The sequence below is a fragment of the Streptomyces sp. NPDC028368 genome, assembly GCF_055565615.1.
In genome coordinates this window covers 68,651-82,648 of the sequence record NZ_JBVHTY010000012.1, presented here as the reverse complement: position 1 = coordinate 82,648, position 13,998 = coordinate 68,651, and the positions used below count along the sequence as shown (strand labels likewise).

Sequence of the window (13,998 nt, the reverse complement as noted above, 5' to 3'; positions counted from 1 at the left end):
GTCGGCACACGATCTCGACACCACCCACCACGGACCACACAACACCGACCACACACCACACACCACAAGGCCCCTGCCGGGCCGGGAAGAAGAGGCGATGAGCGGGGACGGGGAGAACGGCGGCGCGGACGAGGGCACGCGTACGGGCACGGGCACGGCCGATACGGGCACGGACACGGGCGCGGCCGATACGGGCACCGCCGCCCGCCTGCAGAAGCTCTTCGAGGGGCACCGGCTGACGCCCACCCAGCGCCGGATCGCGCACTGCATGGTGCGGCAGGCCGCCGACGCGCCGTTCCTCTCCAGCGTCGAACTGGCCGAACTGGCCGGTGTCAGCCAGCCGTCCGTCACCCGCTTCGCCGTCGCGCTCGGCTTTGACGGCTACCCGGCGCTCCGCCGCCATCTGCGCGAGGTCGCGCCCGGCGACAAGCCCGACGACACCGGCTCGTACAACGAGTACCAGCAGGCCGTACAGGCGGAGATCGACAACCTCCGTCACCTCGCCGCCGCCCTCGCCGACCCGTCCCCGGTGATCGAGGCCGGCCGCCTCTTCGCCGCCTCCCGGCCGCTCCCCGTCCTCGGCCTGCGCGCCGCCGGCGCCCAGGCCGCCGGCTTCACCTACTTCGCCCGCAAGGTCCATCCCGACGTCCGCCTCCTGGACGAGGGCGGCACCATGCTCACCGACCGTATCGACGCCGCCGTACGCGCCGGCGCCACCGCCCTCCTCTGCTTCGCCCTGCCCCGCCACCCCCGCGAGGTCGTCGATGCCCTCGCCTACGCCCGCGAGGCGGGCCTGACCGTCGTCACCGTCGCCGACAGCGCCTTCGCCCCCGTCGCCCACCACACCGACCTCCTCCTCCCCGCTGCGGTCGGCACCGGCCTGGCCTTCGACACGGCCTGCGCCCCCATGCTGCTGGGCCGCGTCCTCCTGGAGGCGATGTGCGACGCCCTGCCGGACGCGCAGGCGCGGCTGGAGGAGTTCGATGCGAACGCGGTGGCCCGGGGGCTGTTCGTGGAGTGAGGCGACGCGCGGTGTGACGCGACACCCGGGCGCCACCGCGCCGTCCGGTCTCAGGGAATCCTCATCCGCACTGGCTACGATCCGCCGCCGGTACGGGTAGCGATACGGCGAGGACGGCGTGGCGTGGCCGTCTCGGCATGAGGAGGTCTGTCGTGGGGCGCGGGGTGTATGCGCTGGCTCGGGTGGCAGTGGTGGTGCGGGCGCCGGCCGGGTGGCTGTGGTGGTCCGGACTGGTGGCGGCGGGGATCGGGGCGCTGGTGCCGGGGCTGACCGGGCGGATGATCGGGGAGTCGGCGGGGGCGGCGCTGGGCGTGATCGCGGCGTTCGTGGTGTTCGGGGTGCGGCGCCGGCGGTATGCGGCGCTGGCCGGCGGGGCGACGCGGGCCGGGAAGGCCGTCATCCTCCAGGACCGGGCGGTCACCCTGCGGATCTGGCGCCGGGCGCACCGCTGGTGGCTGCTGCTCGCCTTCCTGGCGGCGGTCGGGTCATCGTTCGCGCTGCCCGCGGCCGGTGGCCTGCTGATGGCCGGGGCCGCACTGGGGCTGTGGGGCAAGGCGCTGTGGCTGGGCCGCTGGGAGCGGGAGCACGACGCGCTGCTGTGGGTGCGTACGGAGTCGGCCCGGCGGGGTGGGGCCGCGGGCAGCGACGTCCGCGGGTATGTGACGACGGGGGTGGCGGCGGGGGATGCGGCGCCGGGCGGGGCGCGGACTCGGGCCGGGCGTGGCGTGCGTGCCGCGAGCGGTGCCGGGGCGGCCAGGCCCTAGGTGCGGGTCTTCCGGCCGGTGCCCGTGGCACGTCGGAATTTCCCGCTCGACGGGTCGCGCGGACCGTTCTTCCGCCTAAGGTATCGAACATGTTCAAGTCAGGGGTGGGGTTCCTCGCGTTGTTCGGGCTCGGCTGGTGGCTGCTGGGCACCAGCGCATTCGAGGGGTGGGTACGGCTGGTCGCGGTCGTAGCCGGCTGTGCCGTCACGGTCGGGCTGATGCTCGCCGCACGCCGCTTTCTTCCCTCGTCGGCAGGAGGGCCGTTCCCCGTCGACCGGCGCCGTCGCTTCAACCAGATCAATGGCCTCCAGTGGCTGCTGATCATCGCCATCGGCGTGGTGTGCGGCCGCGCCGGGGTGCCGGTGCTCATCCCTCCGCTGGTCGCGGTGGTCGTGGGGCTCCACTTCCTGCCGCTGGCGGCGGTGTTCGAGCAGCCCCGGCTGCGCATACCGGCGGCCCTGTTGAGCGCGGCCGGCGCGGCGGGCATGACCGTGTGGGCCACGAACGGCCCGGATGAGACCGTTCGCCTCGTGGTGGGTCTCTTCTCCGCGCTCTCCCTGTGGGGCATGGCGGCCTGGACGGTCACCGGGGCGGTATCGGCTGCGGAGCGCGGCGTCCGGGCCTGAGGGTGCGCAGAGCCCCGGGCCGCGCGTCGCGCCGCGGACGGCGGGCCACCCCATGACCCACCGTCACATCACCTGGCGCAGCCGCCCGGCCTTAGCCGAGACCGCGCAGCGCGTTCGGGCGGGCGCCGCCGCTTTCCGCGGTGAGTTCGGCCAGGGTCTGCGGGGTGCGTACGGTCGCGAAGCGCACGGTGCCGTCGGGGGCGGTCGCGTAGCCGTAAATCCCGGGGCGGGGGAGGGAGTTGTAGGCGAAGTGGGTGGAGAAGTAGTACGCGCCGGTGTCCAGGAGGGCGGCGTGGTCGCCGGAGCGGAGCAGGGGGAGCGGGCGGTTCCGGGCGATCAGGTCGCCGGCGAAACAGCACGGGCCGGCCACGTCCTGGGCGACCGGTGCGCCGGTCTTGGGGAGGCCTTGCGCGTCGTAGGCGGCGACCCGGATCGGCCAGGCGTCGGGGACGAAGACCGTACGGGTGGCGACCTGGGCGCCGGCGTGGGTGACCGCGATGGGACGGCCGCCCGCCGACTTCGCGTACTCGACGCGGGCGAGAACCGTGCCGTGCTTGGCCAGCAGCGAGCGGCCGAACTCGGTGACGAGCCCGTAGCGTCCGGACAGCAGCCCGGGGACGGCCGAGCGGAGCAGCGCGGCGTACTCGCGGAAGGTCGGGGTGATGGCGTCCGAGGAGAAGTTGACCGGGAGGCCGCCACCGATGTCGAGGGTGTCGATCTGCCGCCGGCCGGCCTTCTCGTTGATCTCCTCGGCCAGCTGGAACAGGGCCGCCACCCCCGCGGCCATCAGCTCCAGCGGCATGCCCTGGGAGCCGACATGGGCGTGCAGCCGGGTCAGCCACGGGCGGTCGAGAAAGGCCCGTACGACCCACTCACGGGCGCCCTCGTCGCTCAGCCCCACCCCGAATTTGGAGGTGTCGGTGGCGGTGCTCATCGCGCCGATGCTGCCGCCGCCGATCTGCGGATTGATGCGGAGGCCGAGGGGGGCGTTGCTCGGCGCGGAGGCCATCAGGGCGTCGATACGGGACAGTTCCTCGGGGTTGTCGGCGTTGACCGCGATGCCGAGCGCCAGGGCCTCGCGCAGCTCGGCGTGGGTCTTGGCGGGGGAGTCCAGCACCGTACGCGCGGCCGGCACCCCCGCGGCGCGGGCCAGCGCCAGCTCCCCGGGGCTGGCCACCTCGCAGCCGAGCCCTTCCTGTGCGAGCAGCCGCAGTACGGGAACGAGCGAGGCGGCCTTCACCGCGAAGGCGTGCAGGACCGGGGTGCCCGGCGCGGCGAACTCCTCGAAGGCGGCGCGGAGTTCGGCCGCCGACCGCCGGATCCCGGCCACATCGAGGAGCCCGGCGACGGGCTCGGCGGGACCCACCAGCCCCTGCGCGACGGCCGCCTGAACGGCACGGTCGCGGTCCGTACGGCCGGCGAAGGCCGCGGAGTCAGTGGGGCCGGAGGAATCCGTGGAGCCCGCAGAGCCGGTGGGGCTTGTGTGGCCGGTGGGGCTTGTCGGGCCGGTTACCGAGCCGTGGGCCGGACCGGGGACGGGCCCGGTGGCGGGGCCGGCCGCGGAGTCGCGCAGGGGGACCGGCACGGGACCGGTGAGGGGACCTGTCGTGGGCTCATCCTGGGGGCCAGTCATGAGGCAACTCCATCATTGGGCGGCCCGTTGCGCCATCGGATACCGGCACGCCGCCCCCGTACCGCCACGCCCCCGCCGTTACGCCGCCGTGGCTCCGCTCAGCCCCGCCTTGCGGTGGCGCTCGGTCAGCCGGGAGCCGGACTCGCGGCGGGCGGCGCGGCGCAGCAGGGGTATGGCGAGGAGGAAGCCGAGGACGGCCCAGGCGCTCAGTACCAGGGCGACCGTCGGCAGCTCCCAGGAGCCGGACGGTTCCGCGACCCGCGCGACGTCCGGCAGCAGCGCCGAGCGCACGCCCTGCGCCATCCACCTGAGCGGGAAGACGGAGGCTATCTGCTGCACCGGCACCGGCAGCGAGGTGAGCGGGAACATCGCTCCCGAGGTGACCAGCAGCCCCATCACGGGCAGCATGAGCAACGCCAGCGCCTCGCGCGGATTGGGCAGTACGGCCCCGATGGCCGCGCCCAGCGGCACGACGGCGAGCAGCCCGAGCGTGGTGACCCACAGCAGCGTCAGCCAGCTGCCGAGATCGCGCGGCAGCGGCCCGTCCACCAGCAGCGCGGCCGCCCCGAGCAGGACGATGAGAGTGCCGAGCGCCATGACGACCACGAGCAGCGCCTTGGCGACGAGATAGGCCGGTATGCCGCCGGGCGTGGCGCGCAGGCGCAGCAGGGCGCCCTCTTCCCGTTCGGTCACCAGGATCTGCGGGAGGCTGACCAGTCCGATCTGGAACAGCAGATACGCGGCGAAGCCCGCCAGGGTCAGCTGGGCCATCGGGATGTGCGTCCCGGACACGTTCTTGCTGAGGTTCCCCGCCAGCACCAGCGCGACGACCACGTTCATCAGGTGGCCGGCCATCTCCTTACGGTTGCGGATCAGGTGGCGAAGTTCCGTGCCACCGCGCAGGAAGCCGGCGCGCCAGAAGCGGCGGCGGAAGTGGTGGGTCTCGGTCATGCGGCTTGCTTCTCCCCGTTCTCGTTCCGGATCTCGGAGCTCTCGCCGTCGCTGTGCACCATGTGCAGATAGGTGTCTTCCAGCGTCGGGCGGTGGACCTCCAGGCCGGCGATCGGCCCGCCGCTCTCCTGGTGGAGGTCCCAGACCAGCTGCGAGGGGTCCTCGGTGCGCTCGCGGTGCGCCGTGCCGTCGGCGGCCGTCCAGCGGACCTCGGCCTGTGCGGCGGCCCGGCGGGCCAGTTCCGCCGGCGTGCCATAGGCCCGGATCCGGCCGTTGACCAGCACGGCTATCCGGTCGGCCAGCCGCTCGGCCTCCACCAGATCGTGGGTGGTGAGCAGGACCGTGACGCCCTCCTCGCGGGCCAGCCGTTCGACGAGGACATGGAAGTCGTGCCGCGCCTCGGGGTCGAAGCCGGTGGTCGGCTCGTCCAGGAAGAGGAGCTCGGGGCGGCCGATGATGCCGAGCGCGACGTCCAGGCGGCGGCGCTGGCCGCCGGAGAGCTGGTCCACCTGCCGGCCGGCCTGGTCGGTGAGGCCGACCAGGGCCAGCAGCTCGGCGGTGTCACGCGGGTCGGGGTAGTACAGGGCGAAGTGCTTCAGCAGCTCGGCGACCCGCCAGCGGCGGTGGTCGCGCCAGGACTGCAGGACCAGTCCGATCCGGCCGCGCCAGGCGTCGCCGCCGCGCTCCGGGTCCATGCCGAGCACGCGGACCTCACCGGCGGAACGCTGCCGGAAGCCCTCCAGGATCTCGACGGTGGTCGTCTTCCCGGCGCCGTTGGGCCCGAGCAGGGCGAAGATCTCGCCGTGGTGGATGTCCAGGTCGATGCCGTGCAGCACGCCGACACCTCCGTACGCCATGCGCATGTCGCGTACCTGGATGACGGGCGGGGCGGCGGGGGTGGGTGCGGCCGGGCCGGTGGGGCGTACGGCCGCTCGCTCGGTCGTGGTCATCGGCCTGCCTCCGCGTGGTCCTGCGCCCGGTCCCGCGCCACTGCGGCGGGTCCCGCGCCCTCGACGATCGCCTGGAGCGCCGCCACATGTCCCTCGAAGGCGGTCCGGCCGCGCTCCGTCAGCCGTACCTTCGTGCGGCGTTTGCGGCCGCCGCCCTCCTTGTGCAGCTCCAGATAACAGGCCTCTTCCAGGGTGTGCAGCTGCTTGGAGAGTGCGGAGTCGCTGAGCGAGAGACTGTCGCGGATGAACGCGAAATCGGCCCATTCCGTGGCGGCGAGCAGCGCGACCACCGACAGTCGGGTGGACGGGTGAATCAGCTCGTCGAAGCCTGAAGGGGTACTCATCGGCGCATCTCCAGACGGCCACGGACGGTCCCGACCGCCCAGCGATTGGCCGGGCCGACGAAGAGAAGGAAGGCGCCCACCGAGATCGTGGCCTGGATGACGCCGCCGAGCGGCAGATGGAGCCACTCGACGAGGTGGCCGGAGAGGATGACCGTCCCGCCGGTCACCAGGGCGCCCGCGAAGAACGAGGCGTACGACCGCCAGGTGTAGACCGAGCGGTGCGCCCGCATCCGGGTCTTGCGGCTGATGGAGACGGCCAGCGCCGCCATCAGCCCGATATACACGGCGAGCGTCACAAAGACGCCCCATTTGGGCAGGTCGAGCCCGAGAGTCGCGAGGAAGACCCACATGATCGCCGCCATGGCGTAGGTCGTGCCGGAGTCGCCGGACGCGCACCGCTCCATCTCGTCGTACACCCGCTCCTGCGGCACCCGGATGCGCTGCAGGTCCGCCCAGGCCTTCTCGGCTTCCACCGGCGTGCTCATGATCATCGTCTCCCCGTGACGGTTCGGTGCGCGCGGCCGGTGACGGCCACGGCTTTCACTTGCCTACTGGGAAAGTTAGCGCTGACTTTCCCGGCAGGCAAGTCGGATCTCGATCCTGTGGACAACCCGCACCCGGCGCGGGTCGGGCGCGGGTGCGGTGGCTGATAGACGCGGTTCGCGGCATCAGCTCCCCGCGCCCTGTTGACTAGTGCTATTCAGCGACTTCAATATGTGAATAGCTCAATCCATTCGACGTCAGGGAGGCACGGCCCATGTCGGGACCGCGACCCGTGCGGGCACCGCGCGGTACGGAGCTGAGTGCTCGGGGATGGCAGCAGGAAGCCGCGCTGCGCATGCTGCAGAACAACCTCGATCCGGAGGTGGCCGAACACCCGGACCAGCTCGTCGTCTACGGCGGTACGGGCAAGGCCGCCCGTGACTGGCGCTCCTTCGACGCGATGGTGCGCACGCTCACCACGCTCAAGCAGGACGAGACGATGCTCGTCCAGTCCGGCAAGCCGGTCGGCGTGATGCAGACCCACGAATGGGCGCCGCGGGTGCTCATCGCCAACTCCAACCTCGTCGGCGACTGGGCCAACTGGGAGGAGTTCCGGCGGCTGGAGGCCCTCGGTCTGACCATGTACGGGCAGATGACGGCCGGTTCGTGGATCTACATCGGGACGCAGGGGATCCTGCAGGGCACCTACGAGACGTTCGCTGCCGTCGCGGCGAAGAAGTTCGGCGGCACGCTGGCCGGAACGATCACCCTCACCGCCGGTCTCGGCGGCATGGGCGGCGCCCAGCCCCTCGCCGTCACCATGAACGACGGCGTCGCCATCTGCATCGACGTCGACCCGCGCGCCATCGAGCGCCGGATCGAGCACCGCTACCTGGACGTGAAGGCGGACAGTCTCCAGCACGCGCTGCAGCTCGCCGTCGAGGCCCGCGACCAGCGCAAGCCGCTGTCCATCGGGCTGCTCGGAAACGCCGCGGAACTGCTGCCGCAGATGCTCGCCGAGGGCGCCCCGATCGACATCGTCACCGACCAGACCAGCGCCCACGACCCGCTGGCCTACCTGCCCGTCGGCATCGACTTCGCCGACATGGCCGCCTACGCGGCGGAGAAGCCCGCCGACTTCACCCAGCGGGCGCGCGAGTCGATGGCCAAGCACGTCGAGGCCATGGTCGGCTTCATGGATGCCGGCGCCGAGGTCTTCGACTACGGCAACTCCATCCGCGGCGAGGCCCAGCTCGCCGGATATCAGCGGGCGTTCGACTTCCCCGGCTTTGTGCCCGCCTACATCCGGCCACTGTTCGCCGAGGGCAAGGGGCCGTTCCGCTGGGCCGCGCTGTCCGGCGACGCCCGCGACATCGCCGCCACCGACAAGGCGATCCTGGACCTCTTCCCGGAGAACGAGTCGCTGGCCCGCTGGATCAAGCTGGCCGGCGAACGCGTCCACTTCCAGGGCCTGCCCGCCCGGATCTGCTGGCTCGGCTACGGCGAGCGGGACAAGGCCGGCGAGCGCTTCAACGAGATGGTCGCCGACGGCACCCTGCGCGCCCCGCTGGCTATCGGCCGCGACCACCTCGACTGCGGCTCCGTCGCCTCGCCCTACCGCGAGACCGAGGCCATGAAGGACGGCTCGGACGCGATCGCCGACTGGCCGCTGCTCAACGCCATGGTCAATGTCGCCTCCGGCGCCTCCTGGGTCTCGCTGCACCACGGCGGCGGCGTCGGCATGGGCCGCTCCATCCACGCCGGTCAGGTCACCGTCGCCGACGGCACCCCGCTGGCCGGCGAGAAGATCCGCCGGGTGCTCACCAACGACCCGGGCATGGGCGTCATCCGCCACGTCGACGCGGGCTATGAGCGCGCCGACGAGGTGGCCGCCGAGCGCGGCGTCCGCATCCCGATGCGCGAGGGCGAGGGCGCGTGACCGCCTCGTTCCACGAGATGTGGGAGGAGCTGCGGCCGATCGGGCGCAACTCCTCCTCCGGGGGCTACCGCCGCTACGCCTGGACCGGCGCGGACACCGACTGCCGCGCGTGGTTCAAGGCCCAGGCCGAGGCCCGGGGGCTCGCCTACGAGCTGGACCGCAACGGCAACCAGTGGGCGTGGCTCGGGGCCACCACGTACGAGGACGTGGCGCCCGGCGAGGCGATCGTCACCGGCTCGCACCTGGACTCCGTACCGGACGGCGGCGCCTTCGACGGGCCGCTCGGCGTGGTCTCCTCCTTCGCCGCCCTGGACGAAATACGGCGGCGGGGAACGGAGTTCGGCAAGCCCCTCGCCATCGTCAACTTCGGCGACGAGGAAGGCGCCCGCTTCGGCCTGGCCTGCGTCGGCTCCCGGCTGGCCGCCGGGGCGCTCACCACCGAGGCCGCACACCGGCTGCGCGACGGCGACGGCACCGCCCTCCCGCAGGCCATGGAGCGTGCCGGATACGACCCCGAGGCCATCGGCCCCGACCCCGGACGTCTCGCCAGGATCGGCGCGTTCGTCGAGCTCCACGTCGAGCAGGGCCGCGCCCTGGACCTGTCCGGTGATCCGGTCGGCATCGCCTCCGCCATCTGGCCGCACGGCCGCTGGCGGTTCGACTTCCACGGCGAGGCCAACCACGCCGGCACCACCCGCCTCGAGGACCGCCGCGACCCGATGCTCAGCTACGCCGCGACCGTGCTCGCCGCCCGCGAGCAGGCCCGGCTGGCCGGCGCCCTGGCCACCTTCGGGAAGATCAGCGTGGAGCCGAACGGCGTCAATGCCATTCCCTCGCTGGTCAGCGGCTGGCTGGACTCCCGCGCCGCCGACCAGGAGACCCTGGACACGGTGATCACCGAGATCGAGCGGGCGGCCACCGAGCGCGCCGCCCACGACGGCGTGGATCTGAAGATCGTCCGCGAATCCTTCACCCCCGTCGTGGAGTTCCAGCACGCCCTGCGCGACGAGCTGGGCGCGATCCTCGGCGGGGCGGGCGAACGGCCGGTGCCCGTCCTGGGCACCGGTGCGGGACACGACGCCGGTATTTTGTCCGGAACCATCCCCACCGCCATGCTGTTCGTACGCAATCCCACCGGCGTCTCGCACTCGCCCGCCGAAACGGCGGCCGAGGACGACTGCATCGCCGGGGTCACCGCACTCGCCGACGTACTGGAGGGGCTGGCGTGCCGCTGACCACGCAGGCAACACCGACGACGTACTGGCTCGAACATGCCTGGCTGGGCACGCACGTCGAGCCGGGCGTCACCGTGGACGTCGCGGACGGGCGGATCACGGCCGTCCGCACGGGGACCGACGCACCGCCGCCCGGCGCCACCGCGCTGCGCGGCCTGACCCTCCCCGGCCTCGCCAACGCCCACTCGCACGCCTTCCACCGCGCCCTGCGCGGCACCGTCCAGGTCGGCTCCGGCACCTTCTGGACCTGGCGCGAGGTCATGTACAGCTTCGCCGACCGGCTCACCCCCGACACCTATTACGCCCTCGCCCGCGCCGTCTACGCAGAGATGGCCCTGGCCGGCATCACCTGCGTCGGCGAGTTCCACTACCTTCACCACGCGCCCGGCGGCACCCGCTACAACAACCCCAACGCGATGGGCGAGGCGCTGATCGCGGCCGCCGCCGACGCCGGCATCCGCATCACCCTCCTCGACACCGCCTACCTCTCGGCAGGCTTCGGCGAGCCCCCCAGCCGGCAGCAGCTGCGCTTCTCCGACGGCACCGCCGACGCCTGGGCGCAGCGCGCCGACGCGCTCAAGGCAAGCGAGCACGCCCGCATCGGCGCCGCCATCCACTCCGTACGGGCCGTCCCGGCCGGGCAGTTGAGCACCGTCGCGGACTGGGCCCACGAGCGGCAGGCCCCCCTGCACGTCCACCTCTCCGAGCAGACCGCCGAGAACGACGCCTGCCACGCGGCCCACGGCTGCACCCCCGCCCAGCTGCTGTCCGACCACGGCGCGCTGGGCCGCCGCACCACCGCCGTGCACGCCACCCACCTCACCCACGAGGACATCGGGCTGCTCGGCGACTCCACCACCGGCGTGTGCATGTGCCCGACCACCGAACGCGACCTCGCCGACGGCATCGGCCCGGCCGCCCGACTGCAGGGCCGCGGCAGCCCGCTGTCGCTCGGCAGCGACAGCCACGCCGTCATCGACCTGCTCGAAGAGGCCCGCGCCATGGAGCTCGACGAGCGGCTGCGCACCCGCACCCGCGGGCACTGGACGGCCGCCGCCCTGCTGCGCGCCGCGACCGTCGACGGCCACGCCGCCCTGGGCTGGGACGACGCCGGCGCCATCGAGACCGGCGCGCTCGCCGACCTCACCACGATCGCGCTGGACTCCGTACGCACCGCCGGACCAGTGCCCCGGCTGGCCGCCGAGACGGCCGTATTCGCCGCCTCCGCGGCGGATGTGCGGCACACCGTCGTCGGCGGCCGGCAGATCGTCCGGGACGGTGCGCACACCCTTCTCCCCGACGTACCCACCGCACTCGCAGAATCCATCGCCGCCGCACGCGGCTGAAGGAGAACACTCCCGCGATGACGACCGACACGACGACCGCCCAGGCGGCCTCGCCCACCACCGCCATCACCCACATCGGCCAGCTCGTCACCAACGACCCCTCCCTCGGCGAAGGCCCCCTCGGTCTGATCCAGGACGCGGCGGTCGTGTTCGACGGCGACCGCATCGCCTGGGTCGGTGAATCCAGCAAAGCACCCGCCACTGACAACGCCGTCGACGCGGGCGGCCGGGCAGCCATCCCCGGCTTCGTCGACTCCCACTCCCACCTGGTCTTCGCCGGCGACCGCACCGCGGAATTCAACGCCCGGATGTCCGGCCGCCCTTACTCCGCGGGCGGCATCCGCACCACCGTCGCCGCCACCCGCGCCGCGACCGACGACGCGCTGCACGCCAACGTCGCCCGCTATCTCGCCGAGGGGCTCCGCCAGGGCACCACCACCCAGGAGACCAAGTCCGGCTACGGCCTCACCGTCGAGGACGAGGCCCGTGCGCTGCGCATCGCCGCCGCCCACACCGACGAGGTCACCTTCCTCGGCGCACACATCGTCTCGCCCGACTACGCAGACGACCCGGCCGGCTACGTCGACCTCGTCACCGGACCGATGCTGGACGCCTGCGCCCCGCACGCCCGCTGGGTCGACGTCTTCTGCGAGAAGGGCGCCTTCGACGGCGACCAGGCCCGCGCCATCCTCACCGCAGGCCAGGCCAAGGGCCTGATCCCGCGGGTGCACGCCAACCAGCTCGGCCACGGCCCCGGCGTCCAGCTCGCCGTCGAACTCGGCGCCGCCTCCGCCGACCACTGCACCCACCTCACCTCCGCCGACATCGACGCCCTCGCCCAGTCCGACACCGTCGCCACCCTCCTCCCGGGCGCCGAGTTCTCCACCCGCGCCCAGTGGCCCGACGCCCGCCCGCTGCTCGACGCCGGCGCCACCGTCGCCCTGTCCACGGACTGCAACCCCGGCTCGTCCTTCACCAGTTCCATGCCGTTCTGCATCGCGCTGGCCGTCCGCGACATGGGGATGACGCCCGACGAGGCCGTATGGTCGGCGACCGCGGGCGGCGCCCGCGCGCTGCGCCGCACCGACGTCGGCCGGATCACCCCCGGCGCCCGCGCCGACCTCGCCCTGCTCGACGCGCCCTCCCACGTCCACCTCGCCTACCGGCCGGGCGTACCGCTCGTATCTGCCGTGTGGCACAAGGGGGTTCTGGTCTGAGGGCCACCGTCACCGCCGCCGGCCCGGCCCGCGCCCGGCGTTGTCAGACCCTGCTGTCACCATGCATTCATGAGCACGGGGACTGATGAGCTGACGGACGACCTGACGGATGATCTGCTGGACGATCCGGCGCGGCTGCTGGGCGCGGAGCGGGCGGCGGTACGGGCGCACATCGAGGGCATGACGCCGGACCCTCACGTCGGCCGCGAGGTCTTCCAGCAGGCCGAGGCGATATTCGGCGGCGCGGAGGTCTCGCGCGCGGAGTTCGCATCGTGGCTGCAGTTCGCGGCGAAGGTGCTGGGGCACGACGCGTACGCGGAGCGGGTCGCGGCCGCCGAGCCGGGGATGCCGTGGCGGACGGTGTGGGCCTGGTGGCGGCCGGTGGGGAAGTATGTCGCGCACCCGAATCTGTCGTATCTGCGGGCGCTCGGGCTTCAGGTGCACAACGGGCGGGAGCTCCTTCGTGTGAAGGGGGCCTGGGAGGACACCTGGCTCGATCTGGAGACCGGGGCGCAGGTCCCGGGCCCGCCCGAGGAGGCCACGCTTTCGCTGCACTCCCGCTACGGCTCAAAGGACGCGCAACTCCTGGACGAATGGGAGCTGTCCGCGCCCCAGAGCTGGATGGACGCCAAACCGCTCGTCGGCGAGAACGGCCGGACACGGTATCTGCTGGAGGCCGAATACGGCCTCGCGCTCCTGGACACCGATCCGGCGGTGTTGTGCAACTGGCCGCGCGGCGAGATCGCATACGACACCTCGGAGGAGGGCACACCCGGACAGGTGCCGTCCTACCCCGTCCCCGACGGCCCGCTCACCGCCGCGCGGCTGGACGAGGCGTTCGCCCCGACCAAGGTCGGCCGCATACCCGAGCACGAGCTGCCGGCCGCCCTCGAACACCCCGCGAGCCGGGCCCATCTGCGGGATCTCGGCCTTCCGGTGTGGTGGGCGTGCGCCTGGACGACCTTTGAGCCGAGCCTTTCGGCCGGGACGACGCCACTGGACGACGACGCACTGGACCGCGTCACCCTGCCGGACGGCCTCGAGGCCACCGACCTGCTCACTCTCGGCTCCAGCGACCACGGCAGGCTGTATCTGCACCGCCGGGAGGGAAGCGTCCACATCGTCGACATCGTCGGGGACGACAGGGACCTCATCCAACTCTCCCCGGACCTCGACCACTTCACCCGCGTCCTCGAAGGCGTCCGCCGCTATATGAGCGCCTGTTGGCACTCGTACCCGGACGAGGACGCGATCGGGGACTTCCTGGAGGAGATGGACGCCCTCGCACCCGGAACGGTCGACTCCAACGGCCCCAGCGGGCAGATGTGGCTGTACTTCATCGTCGGCATCACGGGCCTGAACGAGGACGGCTTCTAGGGCCTTTCCGGCCATGGTCCGCCGGACGGGCTCTGGTGTCCTGAGTCAGAAATCTTTCGGTAGTTCTTCGTTCGCCGCCGCTATCGGCCGCGGGCCCGCCCCTGACGCCGGA

The 13,998-nt window shown here is 72.7% G+C and carries 13 protein-coding genes; 8 read left to right on the top strand and 5 right to left on the bottom strand.

The window, feature by feature from the left end:
- Positions 1 to 97: 97 nt before the first annotated feature.
- The 3 genes from ACZ4S3_RS26210 to ACZ4S3_RS26200 all read left to right on the top strand — a co-directional run bounded on the left by ACZ4S3_RS26210 (position 98) and on the right by ACZ4S3_RS26200 (position 2,411).
- Positions 98 to 1,021 carry a MurR/RpiR family transcriptional regulator gene (locus tag ACZ4S3_RS26210; RefSeq protein ID WP_467938198.1) on the top strand — a complete coding sequence of 308 codons (924 nt, stop codon included), beginning with the start codon at positions 98 to 100 and terminating at the stop codon, positions 1,019 to 1,021.
- A gap of 152 nt (positions 1,022 to 1,173) precedes the next feature.
- Entirely contained in the window at positions 1,174 to 1,785 is a 612-nt protein-coding gene (locus ACZ4S3_RS26205) for a hypothetical protein (protein WP_467938196.1), read from the top strand.
- Positions 1,786 to 1,874: 89 nt separating this feature from the next.
- Positions 1,875 to 2,411 carry a hypothetical protein gene (locus tag ACZ4S3_RS26200; RefSeq protein ID WP_467938195.1) on the top strand — a complete coding sequence of 179 codons (537 nt, stop codon included), beginning with the start codon at positions 1,875 to 1,877 and terminating at the stop codon, positions 2,409 to 2,411.
- A 91-nt stretch (positions 2,412 to 2,502) separates the two neighbouring features.
- Here the strand turns inward: ACZ4S3_RS26200 and ACZ4S3_RS26195 are convergent, their stop codons facing one another.
- The 5 genes from ACZ4S3_RS26195 to ACZ4S3_RS26175 all read right to left on the bottom strand — a co-directional run bounded on the left by ACZ4S3_RS26195 (position 2,503) and on the right by ACZ4S3_RS26175 (position 6,774).
- The gene (locus ACZ4S3_RS26195; protein ID WP_467938193.1) at positions 2,503 to 4,044 is read right to left on the bottom strand and encodes a type III PLP-dependent enzyme domain-containing protein; all 1,542 of its coding nucleotides are present in this window, start codon (positions 4,042 to 4,044) and stop codon (positions 2,503 to 2,505) included.
- Positions 4,045 to 4,122: 78 nt separating this feature from the next.
- Positions 4,123 to 4,995, bottom strand: a complete 873-nt coding sequence (locus ACZ4S3_RS26190; protein ID WP_467938191.1) for an ABC transporter permease — start codon at positions 4,993 to 4,995, stop codon at positions 4,123 to 4,125.
- Entirely contained in the window at positions 4,992 to 5,945 is a 954-nt protein-coding gene (locus tag ACZ4S3_RS26185; RefSeq protein WP_467938189.1) for an ABC transporter ATP-binding protein, read from the bottom strand. The genes ACZ4S3_RS26190 and ACZ4S3_RS26185 overlap by 4 nt, the downstream gene beginning before the upstream one ends.
- Positions 5,942 to 6,289 (bottom strand): transcriptional regulator, encoded by a 348-nt coding sequence (locus ACZ4S3_RS26180; protein ID WP_467938188.1) that lies wholly within the window; start codon positions 6,287 to 6,289, stop codon positions 5,942 to 5,944. The genes ACZ4S3_RS26185 and ACZ4S3_RS26180 overlap by 4 nt, the downstream gene beginning before the upstream one ends.
- Positions 6,286 to 6,774 carry a hypothetical protein gene (locus ACZ4S3_RS26175; RefSeq protein WP_467938186.1) on the bottom strand — a complete coding sequence of 163 codons (489 nt, stop codon included), beginning with the start codon at positions 6,772 to 6,774 and terminating at the stop codon, positions 6,286 to 6,288. The genes ACZ4S3_RS26180 and ACZ4S3_RS26175 overlap by 4 nt, the downstream gene beginning before the upstream one ends.
- 272 nt (positions 6,775 to 7,046) lie before the next feature.
- Between ACZ4S3_RS26175 and hutU the strand changes: the two genes are divergently transcribed.
- The 5 genes from hutU to ACZ4S3_RS26150 all read left to right on the top strand — a co-directional run bounded on the left by hutU (position 7,047) and on the right by ACZ4S3_RS26150 (position 13,886).
- Positions 7,047 to 8,711, top strand: coding sequence for a urocanate hydratase (hutU, locus tag ACZ4S3_RS26170; RefSeq protein ID WP_467938184.1), 1,665 nt, complete (start codon positions 7,047 to 7,049; stop codon positions 8,709 to 8,711).
- Between the two features lie 17 nt (positions 8,712 to 8,728).
- Entirely contained in the window at positions 8,729 to 9,946 is a 1,218-nt protein-coding gene (locus tag ACZ4S3_RS26165; protein WP_467938519.1) for an allantoate amidohydrolase, read from the top strand.
- Positions 9,937 to 11,292, top strand: coding sequence for a formimidoylglutamate deiminase (locus ACZ4S3_RS26160; RefSeq protein WP_467938182.1), 1,356 nt, complete (start codon positions 9,937 to 9,939; stop codon positions 11,290 to 11,292). Before ACZ4S3_RS26165 ends, ACZ4S3_RS26160 begins: the two co-directional genes overlap by 10 nt.
- A 17-nt stretch (positions 11,293 to 11,309) precedes the next feature.
- Positions 11,310 to 12,509, top strand: coding sequence for an imidazolonepropionase (hutI, locus tag ACZ4S3_RS26155; protein WP_467938180.1), 1,200 nt, complete (start codon positions 11,310 to 11,312; stop codon positions 12,507 to 12,509).
- Positions 12,510 to 12,578: 69 nt separating this feature from the next.
- Positions 12,579 to 13,886 (top strand): SUKH-4 family immunity protein, encoded by a 1,308-nt coding sequence (locus ACZ4S3_RS26150; RefSeq protein WP_467938178.1) that lies wholly within the window; start codon positions 12,579 to 12,581, stop codon positions 13,884 to 13,886.
- Positions 13,887 to 13,998: the final 112 nt, after the last annotated feature.

Coding starts and splice junctions, on each gene's coding strand:
- ACZ4S3_RS26210 (WP_467938198.1), top strand. CDS start 98: ATGAGCGGGGACGGGGAGAACGGCGGCGCGGACGAGGGCACGCGTACG.
- ACZ4S3_RS26200 (WP_467938195.1), top strand. CDS start 1,875: ATGTTCAAGTCAGGGGTGGGGTTCCTCGCGTTGTTCGGGCTCGGCTGG.
- ACZ4S3_RS26195 (WP_467938193.1), bottom strand. CDS start 4,044: ATGACTGGCCCCCAGGATGAGCCCACGACAGGTCCCCTCACCGGTCCC.
- ACZ4S3_RS26190 (WP_467938191.1), bottom strand. CDS start 4,995: ATGACCGAGACCCACCACTTCCGCCGCCGCTTCTGGCGCGCCGGCTTC.
- ACZ4S3_RS26185 (WP_467938189.1), bottom strand. CDS start 5,945: ATGACCACGACCGAGCGAGCGGCCGTACGCCCCACCGGCCCGGCCGCA.
- ACZ4S3_RS26180 (WP_467938188.1), bottom strand. CDS start 6,289: ATGAGTACCCCTTCAGGCTTCGACGAGCTGATTCACCCGTCCACCCGA.
- ACZ4S3_RS26175 (WP_467938186.1), bottom strand. CDS start 6,774: ATGAGCACGCCGGTGGAAGCCGAGAAGGCCTGGGCGGACCTGCAGCGC.
- hutU (WP_467938184.1), top strand. CDS start 7,047: ATGTCGGGACCGCGACCCGTGCGGGCACCGCGCGGTACGGAGCTGAGT.
- ACZ4S3_RS26165 (WP_467938519.1), top strand. CDS start 8,729: ATGTGGGAGGAGCTGCGGCCGATCGGGCGCAACTCCTCCTCCGGGGGC.
- hutI (WP_467938180.1), top strand. CDS start 11,310: ATGACGACCGACACGACGACCGCCCAGGCGGCCTCGCCCACCACCGCC.
- ACZ4S3_RS26150 (WP_467938178.1), top strand. CDS start 12,579: ATGAGCACGGGGACTGATGAGCTGACGGACGACCTGACGGATGATCTG.